17 protein-coding genes and 2 pseudogenes are annotated in these 17,846 nt (G+C 58.6%); 9 read left to right on the forward strand and 10 right to left on the reverse strand.

All coding sequences use genetic code 11. The features are described 5' to 3' along the window. Positions 1-144 precede the first annotated feature (144 nt). Together RZS32_RS02260 and RZS32_RS02265 are read left to right on the forward strand one after the other, a co-directional pair. Entirely contained in the window at positions 145-1,047 is a 903-nt protein-coding gene (locus RZS32_RS02260) for a LysR family transcriptional regulator (protein WP_317055413.1), read from the forward strand. Next, positions 1,044-1,787, forward strand: coding sequence for a sulfite exporter TauE/SafE family protein (locus tag RZS32_RS02265; RefSeq protein WP_317055414.1), 744 nt, complete (start codon positions 1,044-1,046; stop codon positions 1,785-1,787). Before RZS32_RS02260 ends, RZS32_RS02265 begins: the two co-directional genes overlap by 4 nt. 3 nt (positions 1,788-1,790) lie before the next feature. Here the strand turns inward: RZS32_RS02265 and RZS32_RS02270 are convergent, their stop codons facing one another. The 7 genes and pseudogenes from RZS32_RS02270 to RZS32_RS02300 all read right to left on the reverse strand — a co-directional run bounded on the left by RZS32_RS02270 (position 1,791) and on the right by RZS32_RS02300 (position 7,740). Continuing rightward, positions 1,791-2,456, reverse strand: a complete 666-nt coding sequence (locus RZS32_RS02270) for a fumarate hydratase C-terminal domain-containing protein (protein ID WP_317055415.1) — start codon at positions 2,454-2,456, stop codon at positions 1,791-1,793. Then, a complete protein-coding gene (locus RZS32_RS02275; protein ID WP_317055416.1) occupies positions 2,453-2,977 on the reverse strand; it encodes an NADAR family protein in 525 nt (174 codons plus the stop codon). Before RZS32_RS02275 ends, RZS32_RS02270 begins: the two co-directional genes overlap by 4 nt. A gap of 544 nt (positions 2,978-3,521) precedes the next feature. Next, positions 3,522-4,478, reverse strand: coding sequence for a fumarate hydratase (locus tag RZS32_RS02280; RefSeq protein WP_317055417.1), 957 nt, complete (start codon positions 4,476-4,478; stop codon positions 3,522-3,524). A gap of 108 nt (positions 4,479-4,586) precedes the next feature. Continuing rightward, positions 4,587-6,343 (reverse strand): annotated as a pseudogene (locus tag RZS32_RS02285) (L-aspartate oxidase). Position 6,344: 1 nt separating this feature from the next. Continuing rightward, positions 6,345-6,698 carry a succinate dehydrogenase, cytochrome b556 subunit gene (gene sdhC, locus RZS32_RS02290; RefSeq protein ID WP_317055418.1) on the reverse strand — a complete coding sequence of 118 codons (354 nt, stop codon included), beginning with the start codon at positions 6,696-6,698 and terminating at the stop codon, positions 6,345-6,347. Further along, positions 6,695-7,027: a succinate dehydrogenase gene (locus RZS32_RS02295; RefSeq protein ID WP_317055419.1), complete on the reverse strand. Its 333-nt coding sequence runs from the start codon at positions 7,025-7,027 to the stop codon at positions 6,695-6,697. Before RZS32_RS02295 ends, sdhC begins: the two co-directional genes overlap by 4 nt. Then, entirely contained in the window at positions 7,027-7,740 is a 714-nt protein-coding gene (locus RZS32_RS02300) for a succinate dehydrogenase/fumarate reductase iron-sulfur subunit (protein WP_317055420.1), read from the reverse strand. The genes RZS32_RS02295 and RZS32_RS02300 overlap by 1 nt, the downstream gene beginning before the upstream one ends. Before the next feature lie 133 nt (positions 7,741-7,873). Between RZS32_RS02300 and RZS32_RS02305 the strand changes: the two genes are divergently transcribed. Continuing rightward, on the forward strand, positions 7,874-8,716 hold the full coding sequence (locus tag RZS32_RS02305; protein WP_317055421.1) for a nitroreductase family protein: 843 nt from the start codon (positions 7,874-7,876) through the stop codon (positions 8,714-8,716). On the opposite strand, the gene RZS32_RS02310 is transcribed toward RZS32_RS02305, so the two are convergent. The 3 genes and pseudogenes from RZS32_RS02310 to RZS32_RS02320 all read right to left on the reverse strand — a co-directional run bounded on the left by RZS32_RS02310 (position 8,713) and on the right by RZS32_RS02320 (position 11,152). Further along, entirely contained in the window at positions 8,713-9,747 is a 1,035-nt protein-coding gene (locus tag RZS32_RS02310; protein ID WP_317055422.1) for a zinc-dependent alcohol dehydrogenase family protein, read from the reverse strand. The genes RZS32_RS02305 and RZS32_RS02310 overlap by 4 nt on opposite strands. Positions 9,748-9,819: 72 nt before the next feature. Continuing rightward, positions 9,820-10,237 (reverse strand): annotated as a pseudogene (gene fosX / locus RZS32_RS02315) (FosX/FosE/FosI family fosfomycin resistance hydrolase). 63 nt (positions 10,238-10,300) lie between these two features. Further along, positions 10,301-11,152 (reverse strand): EamA family transporter, encoded by an 852-nt coding sequence (locus RZS32_RS02320; protein ID WP_317055424.1) that lies wholly within the window; start codon positions 11,150-11,152, stop codon positions 10,301-10,303. Between the two features lie 151 nt (positions 11,153-11,303). On the opposite strand from RZS32_RS02320, the gene phnF reads away from it, so the two are divergent. The 6 genes from phnF (at position 11,304) to RZS32_RS02350 (ending at position 17,766) form a co-directional block, all read left to right on the forward strand. After that, positions 11,304-12,035 carry a phosphonate metabolism transcriptional regulator PhnF gene (gene phnF / locus RZS32_RS02325; RefSeq protein ID WP_317055425.1) on the forward strand — a complete coding sequence of 244 codons (732 nt, stop codon included), beginning with the start codon at positions 11,304-11,306 and terminating at the stop codon, positions 12,033-12,035. Between the two features lie 176 nt (positions 12,036-12,211). Then, complete coding sequence (locus RZS32_RS02330; RefSeq protein ID WP_317055426.1) at positions 12,212-13,789, forward strand: ABC transporter substrate-binding protein; 1,578 nt, start codon at positions 12,212-12,214, stop codon at positions 13,787-13,789. An 89-nt stretch (positions 13,790-13,878) separates the two neighbouring features. Next, the gene (locus tag RZS32_RS02335) at positions 13,879-14,862 is read left to right on the forward strand and encodes an ABC transporter permease (RefSeq protein ID WP_317055427.1); all 984 of its coding nucleotides are present in this window, start codon (positions 13,879-13,881) and stop codon (positions 14,860-14,862) included. Beyond that, complete coding sequence (locus RZS32_RS02340) at positions 14,862-15,821, forward strand: ABC transporter permease (protein WP_317055428.1); 960 nt, start codon at positions 14,862-14,864, stop codon at positions 15,819-15,821. Before RZS32_RS02335 ends, RZS32_RS02340 begins: the two co-directional genes overlap by 1 nt. Beyond that, complete coding sequence (locus RZS32_RS02345) at positions 15,818-16,804, forward strand: ABC transporter ATP-binding protein (protein ID WP_317055429.1); 987 nt, start codon at positions 15,818-15,820, stop codon at positions 16,802-16,804. The genes RZS32_RS02340 and RZS32_RS02345 overlap by 4 nt, the downstream gene beginning before the upstream one ends. After that, positions 16,801-17,766, forward strand: a complete 966-nt coding sequence (locus RZS32_RS02350) for an ABC transporter ATP-binding protein (RefSeq protein WP_317055430.1) — start codon at positions 16,801-16,803, stop codon at positions 17,764-17,766. The genes RZS32_RS02345 and RZS32_RS02350 overlap by 4 nt, the downstream gene beginning before the upstream one ends. Positions 17,767-17,846: the final 80 nt, after the last annotated feature.

The raw sequence follows: 17,846 nt of genomic DNA on the forward strand, positions 1-17,846 counted from the left end.
ATTTTCGCAGGGCGCGCCGCGTATTCACCCCACTGAGTGGAATTCCGGAGATAGTTTCACTTGTTCTCAGTAAGATCACCTGTAGAAAACAGTGGATGAATGGAGGCTTTCGAAAGTTCTCCTTTCTACTAAGGTGGAGCGCTCATGACAATACGACTGCTGCGCACATTGGTTGCCATTTCTGACGCCAAGACGTTCAGCGCCGCGGCGGATGTCGTGCATGTCACACATGCCGCCGTCAGCCAACAAATGCAGACCCTTGAGGCCGATCTTGGCGTGGCCTTGTTTGACCGCAGCACACGCACCCCGGAGCTTACACCCGTTGCGCATCAGATCGTGGCCAAGGCGCGCAAACTGATTGCAGATTATGACAATCTAGTGCCGTCGGTTCTGGGCGATGGCGGGTTGAGCGGCGTCATCCGCCTGGGCACATTGCGCACCACGCTGACCGGGCTGACCCCTCGTGCCATGGCCATTCTCAAAGCCCGGTTTCCCGAAATCGGGTTGCGCATCCGCCCCGGTCTGACAAGCACGCTTCTGGCTGATATTGAGCGCGGCAATCTTGATGCGGCGATCATCACGAAACCACATCTGATGCCCGTCGGCATGCAGTTTCGTGAGCTCGCAAAAGAGACGATGCACCTCATTACGGCCATCGAAGAGACCGATGACGACCCGCTAACCCTTTTGCAAGAGCGACCCTTCATCCGGTTTGACCGCACCGCCGTCCTGGGCACGCTGATCGACAACTGGATCTTGTCAAAACGCCTTCGCGTCAACGAGACGATGGAGCTTGACAGCCCAGAGGCGATTGCGAGCATGGTTTATTCCAATCTTGGCGTCTCGATTGTGCCCAGCCTGACGGTGCAGCCTCATGACGCCGTGCCGGTCAAACGCCTCGCCTTGGGGGATGATGCGCCAACGCGAACACTCGGCCTTGTCCATGCAAAGAACCAAATCAAGACAAAGGCCATCGACGCGATTTTCGACGCCCTGCTGCAGGTCATCACCGCAGAGCGCTCTGGCCCGGCGATATCCACGCTATGACCACAGAAGCCATCCTGTTTCTTATCATCGGAGCCGCTGCTGGCGGCTTTATCAATGGGTTGGCCGGGACGGGCACGGCCCTTTTCGCACTGGGGTTCTATCTTGTGGTGCTGCAGCCTGTCACGGCGGTGGCGATTGTGGCGTTTATGTCCGTTTTGGTCGGATTGCAGGGACTTTGGATTGTCCGCAAAGAGATTTTCACCTACCCGCGCAGGCTTTTTCGGTTTGTGCTGCCGGGGCTTTTGGGTGTTCCCTTTGGCCTGATGCTGCTTGATGTCATTGACGCCAGCACGCTGCGAACAGCGATTGCAGTGTTTCTGATCCTATACGGGGCTTACTTCGGGTTTCGCGCCGCCCTGCCTGCCTTTACGCCCACCCTGCCCTGGCTGGAGGCGTTCATCGGGCTCATTGGCGGCGTTCTGGGCGGCGCGGCGTCGGTGTCCGGCGCGGTGCCGTCCATGTGGCTTTCCTTGCGGCCATGGACCAAGACCGAGACCCGCGCGGTTTTGCAGCCCTATAACGTGGCCATCCTGAGCACGACCGTCTGCCTTCTGGCCTTCAAGGGTGCCTATGATCGCACAGCCCTGAACGCGCTTTTGATCACCATCCCCAGCGGCCTTATTGCTGCACAGATCGGCATCATGGTGTTCCGCAGGCTGAGCGATACCGGATTCCGGCGGCTTCTTATTCTGCTGACCTTGCTGATGGGCGTAGGGATTTTGGTGGCCGAACTGACCTGACCCTCAGATCACCTCGTCGGTGCGATCATCGCTCTCGCCATAGCGTTTGAGAACCGCTGGCTTGGTGCCCTCATAGACCCGCGCCACATTTTCCGCGATCTTGGCGTTCTCGCGCTCAAAGAGGCAGTCGCCATTGAGATCCGAGGCGACAATAAAGGGCCCCATCTTGTTGCACTTGATCACCCACATAGCCTGCGCGAGGCCCAGCTCTTCGTTCCAGTGCACGGCCTCCACGCTCTCAACCCCGCGCCCCAAAAGCGCGCCGGTGCCATAGCCCACGGTCGAGAGATACACCGCCCCATTGGGCACAAAGTACTCTTTGTAGTCCTTGGAGGTCATGCCCCCCTTGCCGACAATGAGCTTGGCCCCCGTCTTGGCCATCCACTCGGGCAGCCACTTGGCAAAGCGGAACGAGGCCGTGGCCGTCACAGCGCCCATATCAAAGCTGCCATCGGGGTTGATCCGTGCCGCAGGCGAGCAGTGAAAATTCGCCGCCGACTGGCTGGGCAATTCCATCGGGATGTTGGCCTTATCCTCTAACGCGCGCATATAGACGCCCTCGCGTGCGGTGTACATGAGGCCGTCGAGATAGACGACATCCCCCAAGCGGAGCTGTGCGATGTCTTCATCGGTCGGGGTGGTGGAGAGGCGGATTTCACGGGGTTTCATCTAAGGGTTTCCTTCTGCACAGAAGCCGCTTCGTCAGGGTAGCGCGTTTCCAGTATGTCTCGCACTTCGGTGAGAACTTTTCCCAAGAGGTTCTGACCAGGCCAAAGGTCGCGGGGTGTTACGCGTGCTACTTCCGCGGCAAGGCCGATCCCCCAGATTATGTCTACTGGGCTGGCTTCCACCAAATCTTTGCCCAAAGTCTGAAAAAGTTTGCGGCGAAGACCTTTGTTTTGATCGAACTTAGCCAAGTTTACACGGTGGACGATTTCAACCCGGTTTGCTTCCCAAACTCCTTCATCAAAGCCGCGCACCTGTCGTCCAAGCGCTTTTTGAGTTCCTGGGTCATCTGCTTGTAAGATCTTTTGGGCGATATCAAGATCACCAAAAAGGACAGCTTTTAGATACATCATAGCCTGCTCGGCTGTTTTGAATGTTTTTCCATCAAGCTCGAACAAAGAGCGTTGCCATTGGCTGAACGGCCCCGACCAGTAAAAAACAACATCTTCGTTTATTTCATCCACCTTTACTACGTCGCCCCCTGTGGACACAGCCGCGCAATGTCTTCACCGCGGGGAGTGGTGGACAGGCGGATTTCACGGGGTTTCATGATTGATCTCCTAGTGGCCCGGCAACTTGCCCCTCGGGCAACCTGTAGCTGCAGTTGGCACAGAACTTTGCGCGCGGTGTTCGAAACGGTTTTAAACAGCTAGGACACAGGGAGCCATATTCAGATAGCTTTACGCCATATAGCTGGTTAGGGTGCTCTAGCTCTACGCCGGTCATTTCAAAGTAGACTTGAAGAGCTTCCATGCCTGAAGGATCCTTCAAGCTGGCTTCATCGCTCGAAACTGCCGTCTCTTCTTGATACCTAACAATACTTTCCACACGCCGACGCACGTCCATCAAGGGCTCTATCTGCTTCCACTCCTCATCATTCAACAAGGCCGCGTCGTGTCCTACTCGATATGCAAAGGTATAAACTGGCATCGGTTGCTCAAACTCTGGTTCTGGCGGGACGCGGAGTCTTGAAAAGACTCCGGACAGAAATCTTTTCAAGATTTCGCCTCACTCCGCCGCCTCCCGTGCCGGTTCCCATTCTACCGTTTCGCGACGTTGATAGTCGGTGAACCAATCGGGGTCTGTGCGGTGCTCGACCCGGCCATCGGCATGGATGCGCGCCACGGCGCGGCGGGACGACAGGCAAAAGGCGTGCACCGACATGGGCATGCCGCCTGTGTGGCAGTAGCCCACCTCGATATTGCAATCGATCACCATGTTTTTGCCGACAAAACCCATAGCCCCCATGCCGATGGAATTACCAAGTTCCTTGAACTCGTCCTCCATCTCGGCAATCCGGGGGTCAGAATTGCGGCTGCCCACAATGCGCAGAACAGAGGCGCGTTTGCCAAGCGTCATGCAGATATCTTTGGAGCCGCCCAGCCCAATGCCGATGATCGCGGGCTGACAGGCCAGACCGCGTTTGCCAAAGGCCATGAGGCTGTCGAGATAGAACCGCTTGATCCCCTGTATCCCATCGGAAGGGAAAAGCATGCGGTAATCCGTGCCAAAGAGCCCGCCTTTGTGCACGGTAATGAGATCAATCCATTCTCCGTCGGGTTCAAAACCGTACTCGATCTCCGGCGCGCCGATGCCGACATTGTTGTCATGATCCGTGCGCCAGAGCGGGTGCACGCGGTTGGGGCGCAGGGGCACACCGTTGGTGGCGTTGGCCGTCGCCCGTCTGAGAGCGGCTTCCAGGGCCACCATCCCCCCTTCAACCCGTGCTTCATTGCCCAGCTTCACAAACCAGCGGGGCACACCGGTGTCGCCGCACATCGCGCGGCGATCTTCCTTGGCGGCCTCGTAATTCTCCAGCATGGCCTTGAGGACAAAGGACGACAGATCGCCGTCTTCGGTCTTGGCGGCCTTTTGCAGACCATCAAGATAGTCCTGCGGGATCTCGATGGCGGCCTTGTCCATGAGGGTTTCGGCGGTTTTTTGGATGAGGGTAATGGGGATCATGGTGTTCACCCTTTGACTAATTCGCAGTCCCGGACTTGATCCGGGACCTCAATGTGACAACAAGGTCCCGGATCAAGTCCGGGACTGCGGCTTTTGCTTGGCGACGTCTCACTGCGCCGCCACCAATGTCTCTGGCTCACCTTCCGGCAGCACCGTCTCTCCCGGCCGCACGATAGTGAATGCGACCGGCTCGCGGGTGACCTCGACGCCGTCCGCGCCTTGCGTCGCCACCGTGTATTCACTCTCCTCCATCGCGCCCGGATCAGGAAAATCCTCACGGTAATGCGCGCCACGGGAATTCTCTCGCGCGATCCCGGCCTTGGCAATGACCTCAGAGATATCACAAAGCGAGCGTAGGTTCAGCCAGTCGTGCCAGGTGAGGTTAAAGGCCAGGTTGCTGCCTTCTACGCCAACACCCATCAGAGCATCCGACACCTGCGCAATCCCCTCCAGCCCGCGTTTCATGCCCGCCTCGGTGCGCATCACACCGACCTCTTCCCACATCAGATCCTGCAGCTCTTTGCGCAGGGGCAGAACGAGATCCGGCTTGCGGCTCAGCGGGTAGATCGCGCGCTCAAACTCAGCCTCCAGGACGGCCTCATCGGGATCGCGCAGGCTCATGCCAGCGATATCCGCGCCCATTGTATCGCCCGCTATCCCGCCATAGACGGTGGAGTTGGCCACACCGTTGCCGCCGAGCCGGTTGGAGCCATGCGCGCCGCCGGCATCTTCGCCCGCCACATAAAGCCCTTCCAAGCCCGTGCGCGTGTCCACATCGACCACCACGCCGCCCATGAAGTAATGCGCCGTGGGCACCACCTCGACCTTGCCACCGGCCAGATCAAAGCCGCAGTCGGCACAACGTTTGACCATGCCTTTGAATTTCTCGGCCACCCACTCAGGGCCCAGATGCGACATGGAGATGAAGACGCCTTCCTGATCCGGATTGTTGTTCTTGCGCATCTCGGCATAGATGCCGCGACTAACCACATCCCGCGTGGCGCGCTCGCCCTTGCCGTCATAATCGAACATGAACCGCTGACCGGCATGGTTGATGAGCTGACCACCTGCCCCGCGCAGGCCTTCCTCCAGTACGGTGCCGGTCATGCGGGTGTGGTCACCGGCCAGAAGCCCCGTGGGGTGGAATTGCACCATCTCCATGTCGCGCAGCTTCAGCCCTGCCCGCAGGGCCATGGCAAGACCATCCATCGTCTTGTCGCCGGAGGGCGTGTGGTACTTGTACATCGTCGGCCCGCCGCCCGTGGCCATCAGAACCGTCTTGGCGCGCACAAACCGGAAGCGCCCCGTGCGCATATCGATCATCAGAACACCGGCCAACGCGCTGCCGTCCTTCGTCGGGATCAACCCGATGGCACGATGCTCCTGCAGTTTCTCAACGCCGCTGGCGAGCACCTTCTCCATCAAACGGTTGATGATCTCGATGCCGGTGAGGTCCCCCTTATGCACGGTGCGATCCGCCGTCTGCCCGGCAAACGCCTTTTGATGCAGGGATCCGTCCGGATTGCGGTCAAAGAAGCATCCAACCTCGTTTTCCAGCTCGCGAATGCGCACCACCGCCTGCTCGCAGAGCCGCCAGGCCATATCCTGATTGGGGAGCCACTTGCCTCCGTTGATCGTGTCCATGAAGTGCCGCTCAACCGTATCGCCGCCGCCCAGCGCCACGTTATAGCCGCCCTGCACCATCCGGGTGCAGCCGCATTTGCCGATAAGGCCTTTGACCGCAATGGTGATGTTGGTTCCCTCGGGCGCGGATTGCTGAGCATGGAGCGCCGCAAAAAGCCCCGCCCCCCAGTGCCGAGGATCAGAATATCCGTGTCGTGTCTTTCGATGTCTGACAAACGCATCTCAAATCGCCTTCAGCAGAAACAGTGTGGCAATCAGGAACGACAGGGCTGCCGCCCCGGCGGCCAGCGTCTTTTGCGACGGCGTCCAGGGCAGAAACTCCAGCGCCATCAAACGCAGACCACCGAACATGTGCACCGCCAACAAAAAGACTAGCCCGAATTCGGCGAATTTCACGGCTCCTGCCTCTGTCAAGGCGAGAAACCCATCGAGCCTTGCAGGATCAGTCGTCGCAAGCGCCAGCACCCAGAAATGAAAGGGCAGGAACAGCGCAAGGCCAAGGCCTGACAGACGGTGCAAAATATAGGCCAGCCACAGCGGGTGCGCACGCGAGGTTATGCCCGCCGCCGCCTTCATGCAAATGTCACGGCCCAGACGGCGCGTGCTCCCGTTGCAAAAAGACCCAAGCCCACAGCCCACATGAAAAGCTCAAGTGCGGTGCCTTTCAGCCCACCCCATTCATGCACAACCGTGCGCAGGCCGATGGCCCCGTGAACGGCAACCGCAACGACGAACGTGCCGTAAAACAGGAACCACGCGAGTGAACCTTGCGTGCGACCAAGAATCTCCTCGGCGCTCAAACCACCCTGAATGGCATAGATCATCACCGCCAGATGCCCGACAACCAAAGGCGCCATCAAAAGCGCGGTGATCCTTTGAGCCATGTATAGACGCAAGCTCAGCATCAGCGCCCCCGCTTGAAAAAGGATTTGGCCGTTTCCCGCTTCAACCCGGCAATGGCCGACATCGGGTCAAGATCATTGGGGCAATAGGCGGTGCACGACCCCATGGAATGGCAGTTGTGGCAGCCCCCACGCCCCGACACCGCCTCAAGGATGGCAGCGCGACCTTCGTCCTTGGCGTCGTTGAGCAAAGTCCAGGCGCGTTGCAAGGCAGCCGGCCCAAGGTAATCGGGATTGCCTGCGACCGTATCGCAAGCGGCATAGCAGACCGAACAGTTGATGCACTCAATCCCGGCATTGGCCGTCACTCGCTCTTCGCTGGTCTCATCAACTGAGGCAATCGGATCATCGCGCGTCAAAGCCCCGTGATGCACCGCCTCAGCCGCAACCCATTTGTCAAAGAACGGATCCATGTCCACCGCCAGATCCTTGATCACCGGCAGATTGCGCAGCGGACCAATTGTGACTGCGTCACCATTGAGAACCTTTGAGATATGCGTGCGACATGTCCACCGCGGCACGCCGTTAACCATCATTGCACAAGACCCGCACATCCCCACGCGACAGGCAAAGCGATAGCTCAGCGTCGGATCGGCGTTCTGCTGAATCCAGGACACGACATCCAGAACGGTCTGGCTTTCGTAGGCCGGCACATCGAATTCGGTCTGCCCACCGGCATTGCGTTCGAGTGTGACTTTCAGGATATTCGATGTCATTTTCCGGGTCTTGTCTTCCACAGGGCGTCAGCTTTGTGCAACAGTATAGCGTATAGGAAAACTTAATGAATGCGATAAATTCTTACGGTATTTGTTAGTTTTTCTTTCATAAACCTGCAAACGCTGGAAACACATGACACACGCCTCCGACTCCAATCTGCAAGACCTTTTGAGCGCGCGCTATGATGATGCGCCAGAGGTGCAAGTCGCCGACGCACCGATTGAGCTGCTGCACTCAATGATATCCCGAGGATCCTGTCGTGCGTTTCAGGACAAACCCGTGCCACAAGGCATTCTGAATTTATTGTGCGCTGCCGCGATGGCTTCGCCTACGAAAAGCGATCTGCAACAACGTGATATCATCCTGCTGCAATCCCCGGTCCTGCGTGCCGAGCTTGCAAGCCTTGTTTCAGGTCAGTCCTGGGTCGCAGATGCACCGATGATCGCAGTTTTTTGCGGCAACAACCGGCGGCAGAGGTTGCTGCATGACTGGCACAATGTGCCCTTTGCCAATGACCATATTGATGCGTTTTTCAACGCCGTCGGGGACGCCGCCATTGCCTTGGGCGCGTTTGTCACGGCAGCTGAGGCCGTTGGACTAGGCTGTTGCCCGATCAGTGCGGTGCGCAATGAAGCACGCGCCCTATCAGAGTTTTTGAACTTGCCCAAACATGTGTTCCCCTTCGCGGGGCTGGCGATCGGGTATCCAAAGGAACCAGCCAAGATCGCCAAGCGCCTGCCGTTGTCGGCCACATGCCATGTGGACCGGTATCGCGAAGACGGGTTGCAGGAAGCGGTTGAAACCTATGATACCGCGCGCCGAGAGGCGCAGCCGTATTCGACGCAGCGCCTTGCGGAAAAGTTTGGGCATAAGGACGACTATGGATGGTCAGACGATAAAGTGCGCCAATACAGCCAGCAAGAGCGCGCAGACTTCGGGGCGTATATCCGCGCGCAGGGTTTCAAACTGGACTAGCTCTTAAGGTCCGTAATCACCGCCGTACCTGGCGACGTTGGTCCGTGCATGGCACGAAGCTCGGCGCTGGCGCCAGAGAGCGGCACTTCGCGGGCGACCATGGGGCTGATGTCCACCTCACCGCGTTCGATCATTCCAAGGAGTGACGGGTATTTCCAGGACGGCATGCCTCGTGTGCCGAAGAAGGACAGTTGTTTGGCATAGATCGCGCGCAGGTTAATTTCCATGCGGCCATCTCCGGCGGGCATGCCCACATGCACGTGACGGCCAAGTATTGCCAGACATTCCACTGAGGCGTTGGTGGTTGGCTCAATGCCCAAGGCCTCAATGGAAACCTGAGCTCCGCCGCCTGTGATGTCCCGGATGGCTTCAGCGGCGTCTTCCTTTGCGGCATTCACAAGAGCATCGGCACCGTGTTGCTTTGCGTGTTCGAGTTTTTCGTCGACGATATCAACAACCACGACCTGTGCCCCCAGCCATTTTGCCAAGAGCAAAGTGGCCAGCCCAATGCCGCCCGTGCCATGGACAGCAACCCATTCCCCGGCTTTGACAGCGGCCCTGTCCGTCAGGGCATGCCACGCCGTTGTGACACGGCATCCCAAGCCGGCAGCAAGCGCAGGCGTCATGGTTTCGGGCAGATGCACCAGGTTATGGTCATAGGGCACGGCGACATATTCGGCATAAGCCCCGGGCGCGCTGAACCCCGGCACGATCTGGTGTGCGCAGGTGTTGGACACGCCTGTGTGGCACGCCGGGCAACTGCCACATCCCAGGATGAACGGCGCGATCAGGCGGTCGCCGATTTTGTGTTGAGCTTGAGGTCCGGCTTCGACGACGGTGCCACAATACTCATGGCCTAGAAGCGACCCGCTTTTGATCAGAGGATGCTCGCCGGTCCAGCCGTGATAGTCAGACCTGCACACCCCACAGGCCGCGACTTCGAGCACCACGCCGTCGTCGGGACAGGCCGGATCGGCCATTGTTTCGATGGACAGGTCTTCGTTGAATTCTCTGACGATGGCCGCGCGCATCACTTTGCCTTTTGGTTTGTACTCGAACCTGAAGCCTCAGAATGATCTACAGGATCACCACTGCCGTCAATGTCAAAGCAAAGCCGTGTCTTTCTGCGCATATCTTTCGAGGCGTTCTTCGAGTGTGCCGGTGTGCAATTCAAAAAGGTGATTGTCCTCGTCATAGAAATAGAGCGACCGGCCTTCGCCCGGAACCCGGGGACGGGGTGCGCGAATGTCCAGCCCGAGTCTTTCGGCCTTTTGGGTTGCCTCCTCCAAAACAGCCTCGGAGACTTTGAAGGCCACATGATTGTAGCTGCGCTCTGAAAGGGATGGGCCTTCCATCACCGCAATCCAAAGACCGCCTGCGCTTAGAAACTTTTCGCGAGAGAGAGAAAGTCTTCTCATCAGAGGCATAGATTTGCTCGGCGCCGATCATCTCGCTCAGGATCAAGGCCATACGGTCGATATCCTGACAGACAAAGGTGATGTGAGACAGACCTTCAATCATCGCAGTTCACCGCCATTGCCCCCTTGATCCCGTGCGCTTTGCGGCAATCGAAGGCAGGTGTTTTCATGATGATTTCCCCAGCCGAAGAGCGATAGCACCGAGCAACGTCAGGAAGACGGCGACAAGTCGGCGGAGATTAACCTTTTCGCCCATGAGGCCCACGCCGATGGCCAGGGCGAAGAGGATTGATGTCTCTCGCAGCGCCGAGACCGTTGCGATGGGCGCTTGCGTGAAAGCCCAGACCACTAGGGCGTAAGCCGCGAAGGACGCACCACCTCCGATCACCACGACAGGCCATGCGCCGGGCAGCGCACGTAGGGCATCAGGCCGCCAAAACGGAAGGATTGAGGTGAATACCAATCCATTGATTAGCGCCAGCCACCCAAAGAACGCAACAGGGGAACCGGAAAGGCGCGCGCCGAATCCATCATTGAGAGAATATGCCGCTATAAAGACGCTCGTACCAAGTGCCATCAAAGTCCCCCGGGCCGGCAGCTGAAAGCGTCCATTGCTTCGGACAATCACCAGACTTGCCAGACCACAGGAAATCAGGATCACACCTATCCACTCAAACGGACCAAGCGTTATGCCCAGGATCGTGACGGATGTTATGGCAACCAAAAGCGGCGCCGTCCCTCGCGCCAATGGGTAGACTTCGCTCAACTCACCAGTGCGATAGGCTGCGGACAAAAAGAACTGGTAACCGATATGCAGGATCACACCGCTTGCGATCCAAGGCCAGCTTTCGGGCGCAGGCAGCGGCAGCACTGCGGCAAGACATCCGCCGAACAAGGCCTGACCCGCCACAACCGCCGCCATGGATGTGGTCTTGTCACGCCCACCCCTGACCAACGCATTCCAGCCTGCATGCAAAAGCGCGGCGAAAATCACCGCGCTGAAAACCGTGAGGGTCATGCTGCCACCGCTTTGCTCTGCGCGCCGGGCCAAGCCGGGCGGTGTGCATTGTGACGTGTGTATGCGGTCATGTAGACAACTTGCCAAATTAATATACAACTAGACATATCATATCAAACCATCCACGTTTGAACAGAGGAGATGTTGACCTTTGCATGACGCCCCCATCTCTGGCCGCGCCCGCACTCCAATCTGGCTGGCGATTGCAACGGCGCTCCGGGACAATATCTCCGAAGGTCTTTATGCGCCCGGTGACAAGCTCCCGACAGAAGCGGCACTGGCCAAAAAGTTTGGCGTTAATCGCCACACGGTACGCCATGCCGTATCCAAACTTGTCGATGAAGGTCTGCTGCGTACGCGGCGCGGATCAGGCACTTTTGTAACGGCCCGTCCCACGGAGTATCCAATTGGCAAACGCGTCAGGTTTCACGAAAACCTGCTCGCCGCAGGCCGTACCCCGCAAAAGCGCCTTCTTCATATCGAGACCCGCGCAGTATCTGCGGAAGAGGCACAAGTGCTTGATATAGCTGAGGGAGACCCGGTGTGCGCTTTTCACGGTTTGTCCCTGTCAGATGGCCTACCGATCGCTGTTTTCGAGAGCCTGTTTCCAATCACGCGTCTGCCGGGAATTGAGAGGGCTTTGCTGGAGAGCCGAGGTGTGACCGAGGCCTTGGGTGTTGCGGGCGTGACAGATTACACACGCAAGTCCACACGTCTAACGGCCGTGCTGGCCAATGCAACTCAGGCGCTCCACCTGCAGATGCGCGAAGGTGATCCGTTGCTGCGGTCTACCGGGGTGAATGTCGATCTGGAAGGACAGCCGGTAGAATACGGGCGAACGTTTTTTGCAGGAGATCGTGTGACATTGACGCTCGACACATAGCCTCTCCGCCACTGGCAGGCGAATTCTGTCAACACGCGCGGGCAACTTCCGCAGCAACTCGCTTCTTTCCCTCGCGCAACCCAGAGTCGAAGTTTCTTGCAGCGCGTGACGCTTTGGATATTGTCGTGGGATAGCTCCGGACACGCCTGGGCCGGGGCACAATCAGGGAGACAATTATGAAAAAGAAAACCATTCTTGCTGCGCTGTTGCTGTCGACAGTGGCAGCAGGCGCTTCGGCAGAGACATTGCGCTGGGCACGCGCGGGCGACTCGCTGACACTGGACCCGCATGCGCAGAACGAGGGGCCCACCCACACGCTGGCGCACCAGATTTATGAGCCGCTGATCATTCGCGACCATTCCGGCGCATTTCAGGCCGCATTGGCCACCGATTGGGCACCGAAAGAGGGTGATCCGAATGTGTGGGTGTTCAACCTGCGCCAGGGTGTGACCTATCATGACGGATCGGACTTCACCGCAGAGGATGTGGTGTTCTCGATCAATCGTGCGCAATCCGAAAACTCGGCCATGAAAGAGCTGTTGACCTCGATCACCGAGGTGCGCGCCGTTGATGATCACACGGTTGAGTTTGTCACCAACGGGCCAAACCCCATTCTGCCAGCAAACCTCACCAACCTCTTCATGATGGACAAAACCTGGACCGAGGCGAACAATGCCACAGCGGTGCAGGACATCGCGGGCGGTGAAACGACATTTGCCTCGACCAACACAAACGGCACCGGGCCTTTCCAGGTCGTCAGCCGTGAGCCGGATGTGAAAACGGTCCTGTCGGCCAATGAAAGCTACTGGGGCAAAGACGAGTTCCAGCTTGATGTGACCGAGATCGTCTACACCCCGATTCAGAACGCTGCGACACGCGTGGCCGCTCTGCTCTCGGGCGAAGTTGACTTCATTCAGGACGTGCCGGTTCAGGACCTTGACCGCGTGGCGGACACCGCCGGTCTGGTGGTGAAAACAGCGCCGCAAAACCGGGTGATCTTCTTCGGCATGAACATGGGTGACGAAGACATCCGCAACGACAATGTCGAGGGCAAGAACCCTCTGGCTGATGCGCGCGTGCGCAAGGCGATGTCCATGGCGATCAACCGCGATGCGATCAAGAAGGTTGTGATGCGTGAGCAGTCGCAGCCTGCGGGCATGATCGCACCGCCCTTCGTCAATGGCTGGGATGCAGACATGGACGCAAGCTCGACAACAGATGTCGAAGGGGCCAAGGCACTGATGGCGGATGCCGGATATGGTGATGGATTCTCAATCCAGCTCGACTGTCCGAACGACCGCTATGTCAATGATGAGGGCATCTGTCAGGCAGCCGTGGGCATGCTGGCGCAAATCGGCGTGACCGTGAACCTCAATGCTCAGCCAAAAGCGCAGCATTTCCCGCTTATCCAGAATGATGAAACGGATTTCTATATGCTGGGCTGGGGTGTTCCGACCTACGACTCGGAATACATCTTCAACTTCCTCGTCCACACCCGTGGCGAAGAGCGCGGCAGCTGGAACGGGACAGGCTATTCCAACCCGGATCTTGATGCCAAGATTGTCAGTCTTGCCTCAGAGACAGACCTTGAGGCGCGCAACGCGACAATCAACGATATCTGGACTGTGGTGCAGGAAGAGGCGCTTTACGTGCCGATCCACCACCAGGTGCTCAACTGGGGCATGACCGACAAGGTCGGCACCGAAGTGAGCCCGGAAGATGATCCGAAGTTCAAATTCTTCAAAATGAACTAAGACAGCGCGGGGCGGCCTTAGCGGGCCGCCCTGCCCTTTGCATGCCAGAGAACAACAACACGTGCATGCAGCTTTGATTGGGGACGATCATGCTTGCCTATATCATCCGGCGTGTGGCGCAATCCGCACTCGTGCTTTTGGTCGTGGGTCTTGTGGCCTTCGCGATGTTCCGATTTGTCGGCGATCCGATCGAAAACATGCTTGGGCAAGAACGGACGATGGAAGATGTCGAACGGTTGCGTGAAAACCTTGGCCTCGATCAGCCCTTCGTGGTGCAATACTACAAATTCCTGGAAAATGCCGTGCAGGGCAATTTCGGCCTGAGCTACCGGCAGGGACGACCTGTCGCCGATATCTTGCTGGAACGCCTGCCTGCCACGCTTGAATTGGCTTTTGTCTCTGGACTTCTGGCGCTTTTGGGCGGGATCGCCCTTGGGATATTCACGGCCATCCGAAAACGAGGGGTAACCGCGAACATCATCATGACAGCTTCGCTGATCGGGGTGTCTTTGCCGACCTTCCTGATCGGTATTTTGCTCATATACGTGTTCTCCGTCGAGCTTGGATGGCTGCCCAGCTTTGGTCGCGGACAAACCGTGCAGATTGGCGGGTGGTCCACTGGCTTTCTCACCCAAAGTGGTCTGCAAGCGCTGGTGCTGCCAGCGATTACGTTGGGGCTTTACCAGATGACGCTCATTATGCGGCTGGTGCGCACCGAGATGCTTGAGGTGCTGCGCATGGATTACATCCGCTTCGCCCGCGCCCGCGGGATCAAGGACCGCGCCATCAACTTCCGCCATGCGCTCAAGAATACGCTGGTGCCGGTCATCACCATCACCGGCCTGCAGCTTGGCAGCATTATCGCCTTTGCCATCATCACCGAGACGGTGTTTCAGTGGCCGGGCGTGGGCTTGCTCTTTATCAACGCGGTGCAGTTCGTCGATATTCCGGTTATGGCCGCCTACCTCATGATGATTTCGGTGATGTTTGTGAGCATCAACCTGATTGTCGACATGCTTTACTTTGCCATTGATCCGCGCCTGCGCGTGGATCGCACAGCAGGAGGCCACTGATGACAGACGCGCCGCTTTCTGAGACCCAAGTCTCTGCCCCTGCCCCGTCGCGCATGAAACGCATCTGGGAAAGCGACTTCATGTGGTCGTTCCGCCATGCGCCGGTGGCCATTGTTTCGGCCGTCGTTGTTCTGGTTCTGGTTCTGGCAGCGGTCTTTGCGCCGCTTATTGCGCCATTTGATCCCTTTAACCCGGCCACTCTGAACCTGATGAACGGGTTCACGCCACCGGGAGAGGCCAATGCCTTTACCGGCGATACGTTCTTTTTGGGCACGGATGATCAGGGGCGCGACGTGTTCTCGACGATCCTGTATGGCATGCGCATCTCGCTATTCGTCGGGTTCTCGGCGGTACTGCTGGCCATGCTCATTGGCGTCACACTGGGTCTTATTGCGGGCTATCTGGGTGGCTGGACCGAGAGCATCATCATGCGCATCGCGGATGTGCAGCTCACCTTCCCATCGATCCTTGTGGCGATGCTGATCTTCGGGATTGCCAAGGGCATTACGCCGGCTGAGTACCGCGATCAGATGGCGATCTGGGTGCTGATCCTGGCCATTGGTCTGAGCGACTGGGTGCAGTTCGCGCGGGTGGTGCGCGGCACGACGCTGGTGGAGAAGAACAAGGAATATGTGCAGGCCGCCAAGCTGATTGGCCGTTCGCGGTTTTCCATCATGCTGCGGCATATCCTGCCGAATGTGCTGAACCCAGTGCTGGTGATCGCCACGATTTCGCTGGCTCTGGCCATTATCGCCGAGGCCACGCTCAGCTTCCTTGGCGTCGGCGCACCGCCCACCAAGCCATCCCTCGGCACCCTGATCCGCATCGGGCAAGAGTTCATGTTCTCGGGTGAATGGTGGATCCTGCTGTTCCCCGCGGCAACGCTTCTGGCGCTGGCGCTGTCGATTAACCTGCTTGGCGATTGGCTCAGAGACGCGTTGAACCCGAGGTTGCGATGACAAATACCCCCATCCTTTCCGTTCGCGATCTGGTCGTGGAAATCCCCACCCGCCACGGCATTCTGCGGCCTGTGGATCAGGTCAGTTATAACATTCATGCCGGGGAGATCCTGGGCGTGGTGGGCGAGTCCGGGGCGGGCAAGTCCATGACGGGCAATGCTGTGATTGGCTTGCTCGACCCTCCGGCGCGGATCACATCCGGGGAGGTGTTGCTAAAGGGGGAGCCCATTCACAACATCTCGCGAAACAAGCTACGTCGGCTCAGGGGGCGGCATATGGGGATGATTTTTCAGGACCCGTTGACCTCTCTCAATCCGCTTTTGACCGTGGGCGATCAACTCACCGAGACCATTCAGGAACATCTCAGTGTTGGTCAGGCCGAGGCGCAGAAACGGGCCATTGCAGCGCTCGAAGAAGTGGGCATCCCCGCCGCCGCGCAACGGATCGACAGCTATCCGCATGAGTTCTCTGGCGGGATGCGGCAACGGGTTGTGATTGCACTGGCCTTGTGTGCCGAGCCGGAGTTGGTCATCGCGGATGAGCCGACCACGGCGCTTGATGTGTCGGTGCAAGCCCAGATTGTTGCGCTCTTGAAGCGGCTCTGCCGTGAGCGCGGCGTGGCGGTGATGCTGGTCACCCACGACATGGGCGTGATTGCCGAGGCCGCAGACCGCGTGGCCGTGATGTATGCCGGGCGGCTGGCCGAGCTTGGTCCGGTACGCGAGGTGATCACCGAAGCCCAGCATCCCTATACCTCGGGTCTCATGGCCTCGACCCCGCTGGCCAGCCAGGGCCAGAAGCGCCTGCGCCAAATCCCGGGCTCTATGCCGCGCCTGGGCGCGCTGCCCACGGGCTGCGCCTTCAACCCACGGTGCGACTTTGCGCAGGACCGGTGTCGGCAAGACCCCTCGCCCCGCCTTGATACATGCGACGGGCGCGCGGCCTGCTGGTTTCCCCTCGCGGCAAAGGAGTCTGTCGCATGAGCGCTTTGATCTCGGTGCGTAACCTGACGCGTGTTTTTGACGTCTCAAAGCCCTGGCTCAACCGTGTGATTGAACGTCTGCCCGTGGCGCTTCTGACTGCCGTCTCGGATGTGAGTTTCGACATCGAGGAAAAGACGGTTTACGCGCTGGTTGGCGAAAGCGGGTCGGGCAAATCGACCATTGGTAAGATTGTGGTCGGTCTTGTGCCGCCTTCCGAGGGCGCGGTTGAGATCAGCGGTGTTGATCTGGCCACAGAGCGCGATGACGCCAAGGTCGATGCGGTGCGCTCTGACATTCAGATGATTTTTCAGGACCCTTATGCGTCGCTCAATCCGCGCTGGCGGGTGCGCGACGTCATTGCCGAGCCGGTGGCGGCGCGGGGTGGCGACACGACGGGTCTGGCTGAGCGTTTGCTGGAACAGGTGGGGCTGTCGGCGGCAGATGCCTCAAAATATCCGCATGAATTCTCTGGCGGTCAGCGACAGCGGATTTGCATCGCGCGCGCGCTGGCCTCTGGCCCCAAGATCATTGTCTGCGATGAACCGACGTCGGCTTTGGATGTGTCGGTGCAAAGTCAGGTTCTCAACCTGATGTCGGACCTGCGCGAAGACCTGGGCCTGACTTATCTCTTCATCAGTCATGACCTCACGGTGGTCCAGCATATGGCCGACCGGATCGGCGTGCTCTACCTCGGCCGTCTGGTTGAGGAGGCGCCGCGCGATGCCCTTTTCGAAAGCCCTAAACACCCCTACACCCGGATGCTTTTTGATGCCGCCCCCCGCATGGATGCCTTTGGGCGTGAGGTTGATCCGCCCAAAGGTGAAATTCCCGATGCCATAAACCCGCCAACAGGTTGCGCGTTTCATCCGCGTTGTCCGCTGGCCGTGGACCGCTGCAGTCAGGAGCGCCCGGAGATGCGGGTGATCGGCGAGACGCGTGTTGCGTGCCATCTGGCAGAATAGCGATTTCCTTATCATTCGCCTCTTGACAGCGCGTAGCGACTTGCGCTCTTTGACCTTTGTCGAATTTTGGATCGGCATGG

It is taken from the genome of Roseovarius sp. W115 (assembly GCF_032842945.2).
Classification (GTDB): Bacteria; Pseudomonadota; Alphaproteobacteria; order Rhodobacterales; family Rhodobacteraceae; genus Roseovarius; species Roseovarius rhodophyticola.

Bases quoted from the DNA above. Each gene is read 5' to 3' on its own strand.
- RZS32_RS02260 (WP_317055413.1), top strand. From the start codon at position 145: ATGACAATACGACTGCTGCGCACATTGGTTGCCATTTCTGACGCCAAG.
- RZS32_RS02265 (WP_317055414.1), top strand. From the start codon at position 1,044: ATGACCACAGAAGCCATCCTGTTTCTTATCATCGGAGCCGCTGCTGGC.
- RZS32_RS02270 (WP_317055415.1), bottom strand. From the start codon at position 2,456: ATGAAACCCCGTGAAATCCGCCTCTCCACCACCCCGACCGATGAAGAC.
- RZS32_RS02280 (WP_317055417.1), bottom strand. From the start codon at position 4,478: ATGATCCCCATTACCCTCATCCAAAAAACCGCCGAAACCCTCATGGAC.
- sdhC (WP_317055418.1), bottom strand. From the start codon at position 6,698: ATGAAGGCGGCGGCGGGCATAACCTCGCGTGCGCACCCGCTGTGGCTG.
- RZS32_RS02295 (WP_317055419.1), bottom strand. From the start codon at position 7,027: ATGCTGAGCTTGCGTCTATACATGGCTCAAAGGATCACCGCGCTTTTG.
- RZS32_RS02300 (WP_317055420.1), bottom strand. From the start codon at position 7,740: ATGACATCGAATATCCTGAAAGTCACACTCGAACGCAATGCCGGTGGG.
- RZS32_RS02305 (WP_317055421.1), top strand. From the start codon at position 7,874: ATGACACACGCCTCCGACTCCAATCTGCAAGACCTTTTGAGCGCGCGC.
- RZS32_RS02310 (WP_317055422.1), bottom strand. From the start codon at position 9,747: ATGCGCGCGGCCATCGTCAGAGAATTCAACGAAGACCTGTCCATCGAA.
- RZS32_RS02320 (WP_317055424.1), bottom strand. From the start codon at position 11,152: ATGACCCTCACGGTTTTCAGCGCGGTGATTTTCGCCGCGCTTTTGCAT.
- RZS32_RS02330 (WP_317055426.1), top strand. From the start codon at position 12,212: ATGAAAAAGAAAACCATTCTTGCTGCGCTGTTGCTGTCGACAGTGGCA.
- RZS32_RS02335 (WP_317055427.1), top strand. From the start codon at position 13,879: ATGCTTGCCTATATCATCCGGCGTGTGGCGCAATCCGCACTCGTGCTT.
- RZS32_RS02340 (WP_317055428.1), top strand. From the start codon at position 14,862: ATGACAGACGCGCCGCTTTCTGAGACCCAAGTCTCTGCCCCTGCCCCG.
- RZS32_RS02345 (WP_317055429.1), top strand. From the start codon at position 15,818: ATGACAAATACCCCCATCCTTTCCGTTCGCGATCTGGTCGTGGAAATC.
- RZS32_RS02350 (WP_317055430.1), top strand. From the start codon at position 16,801: ATGAGCGCTTTGATCTCGGTGCGTAACCTGACGCGTGTTTTTGACGTC.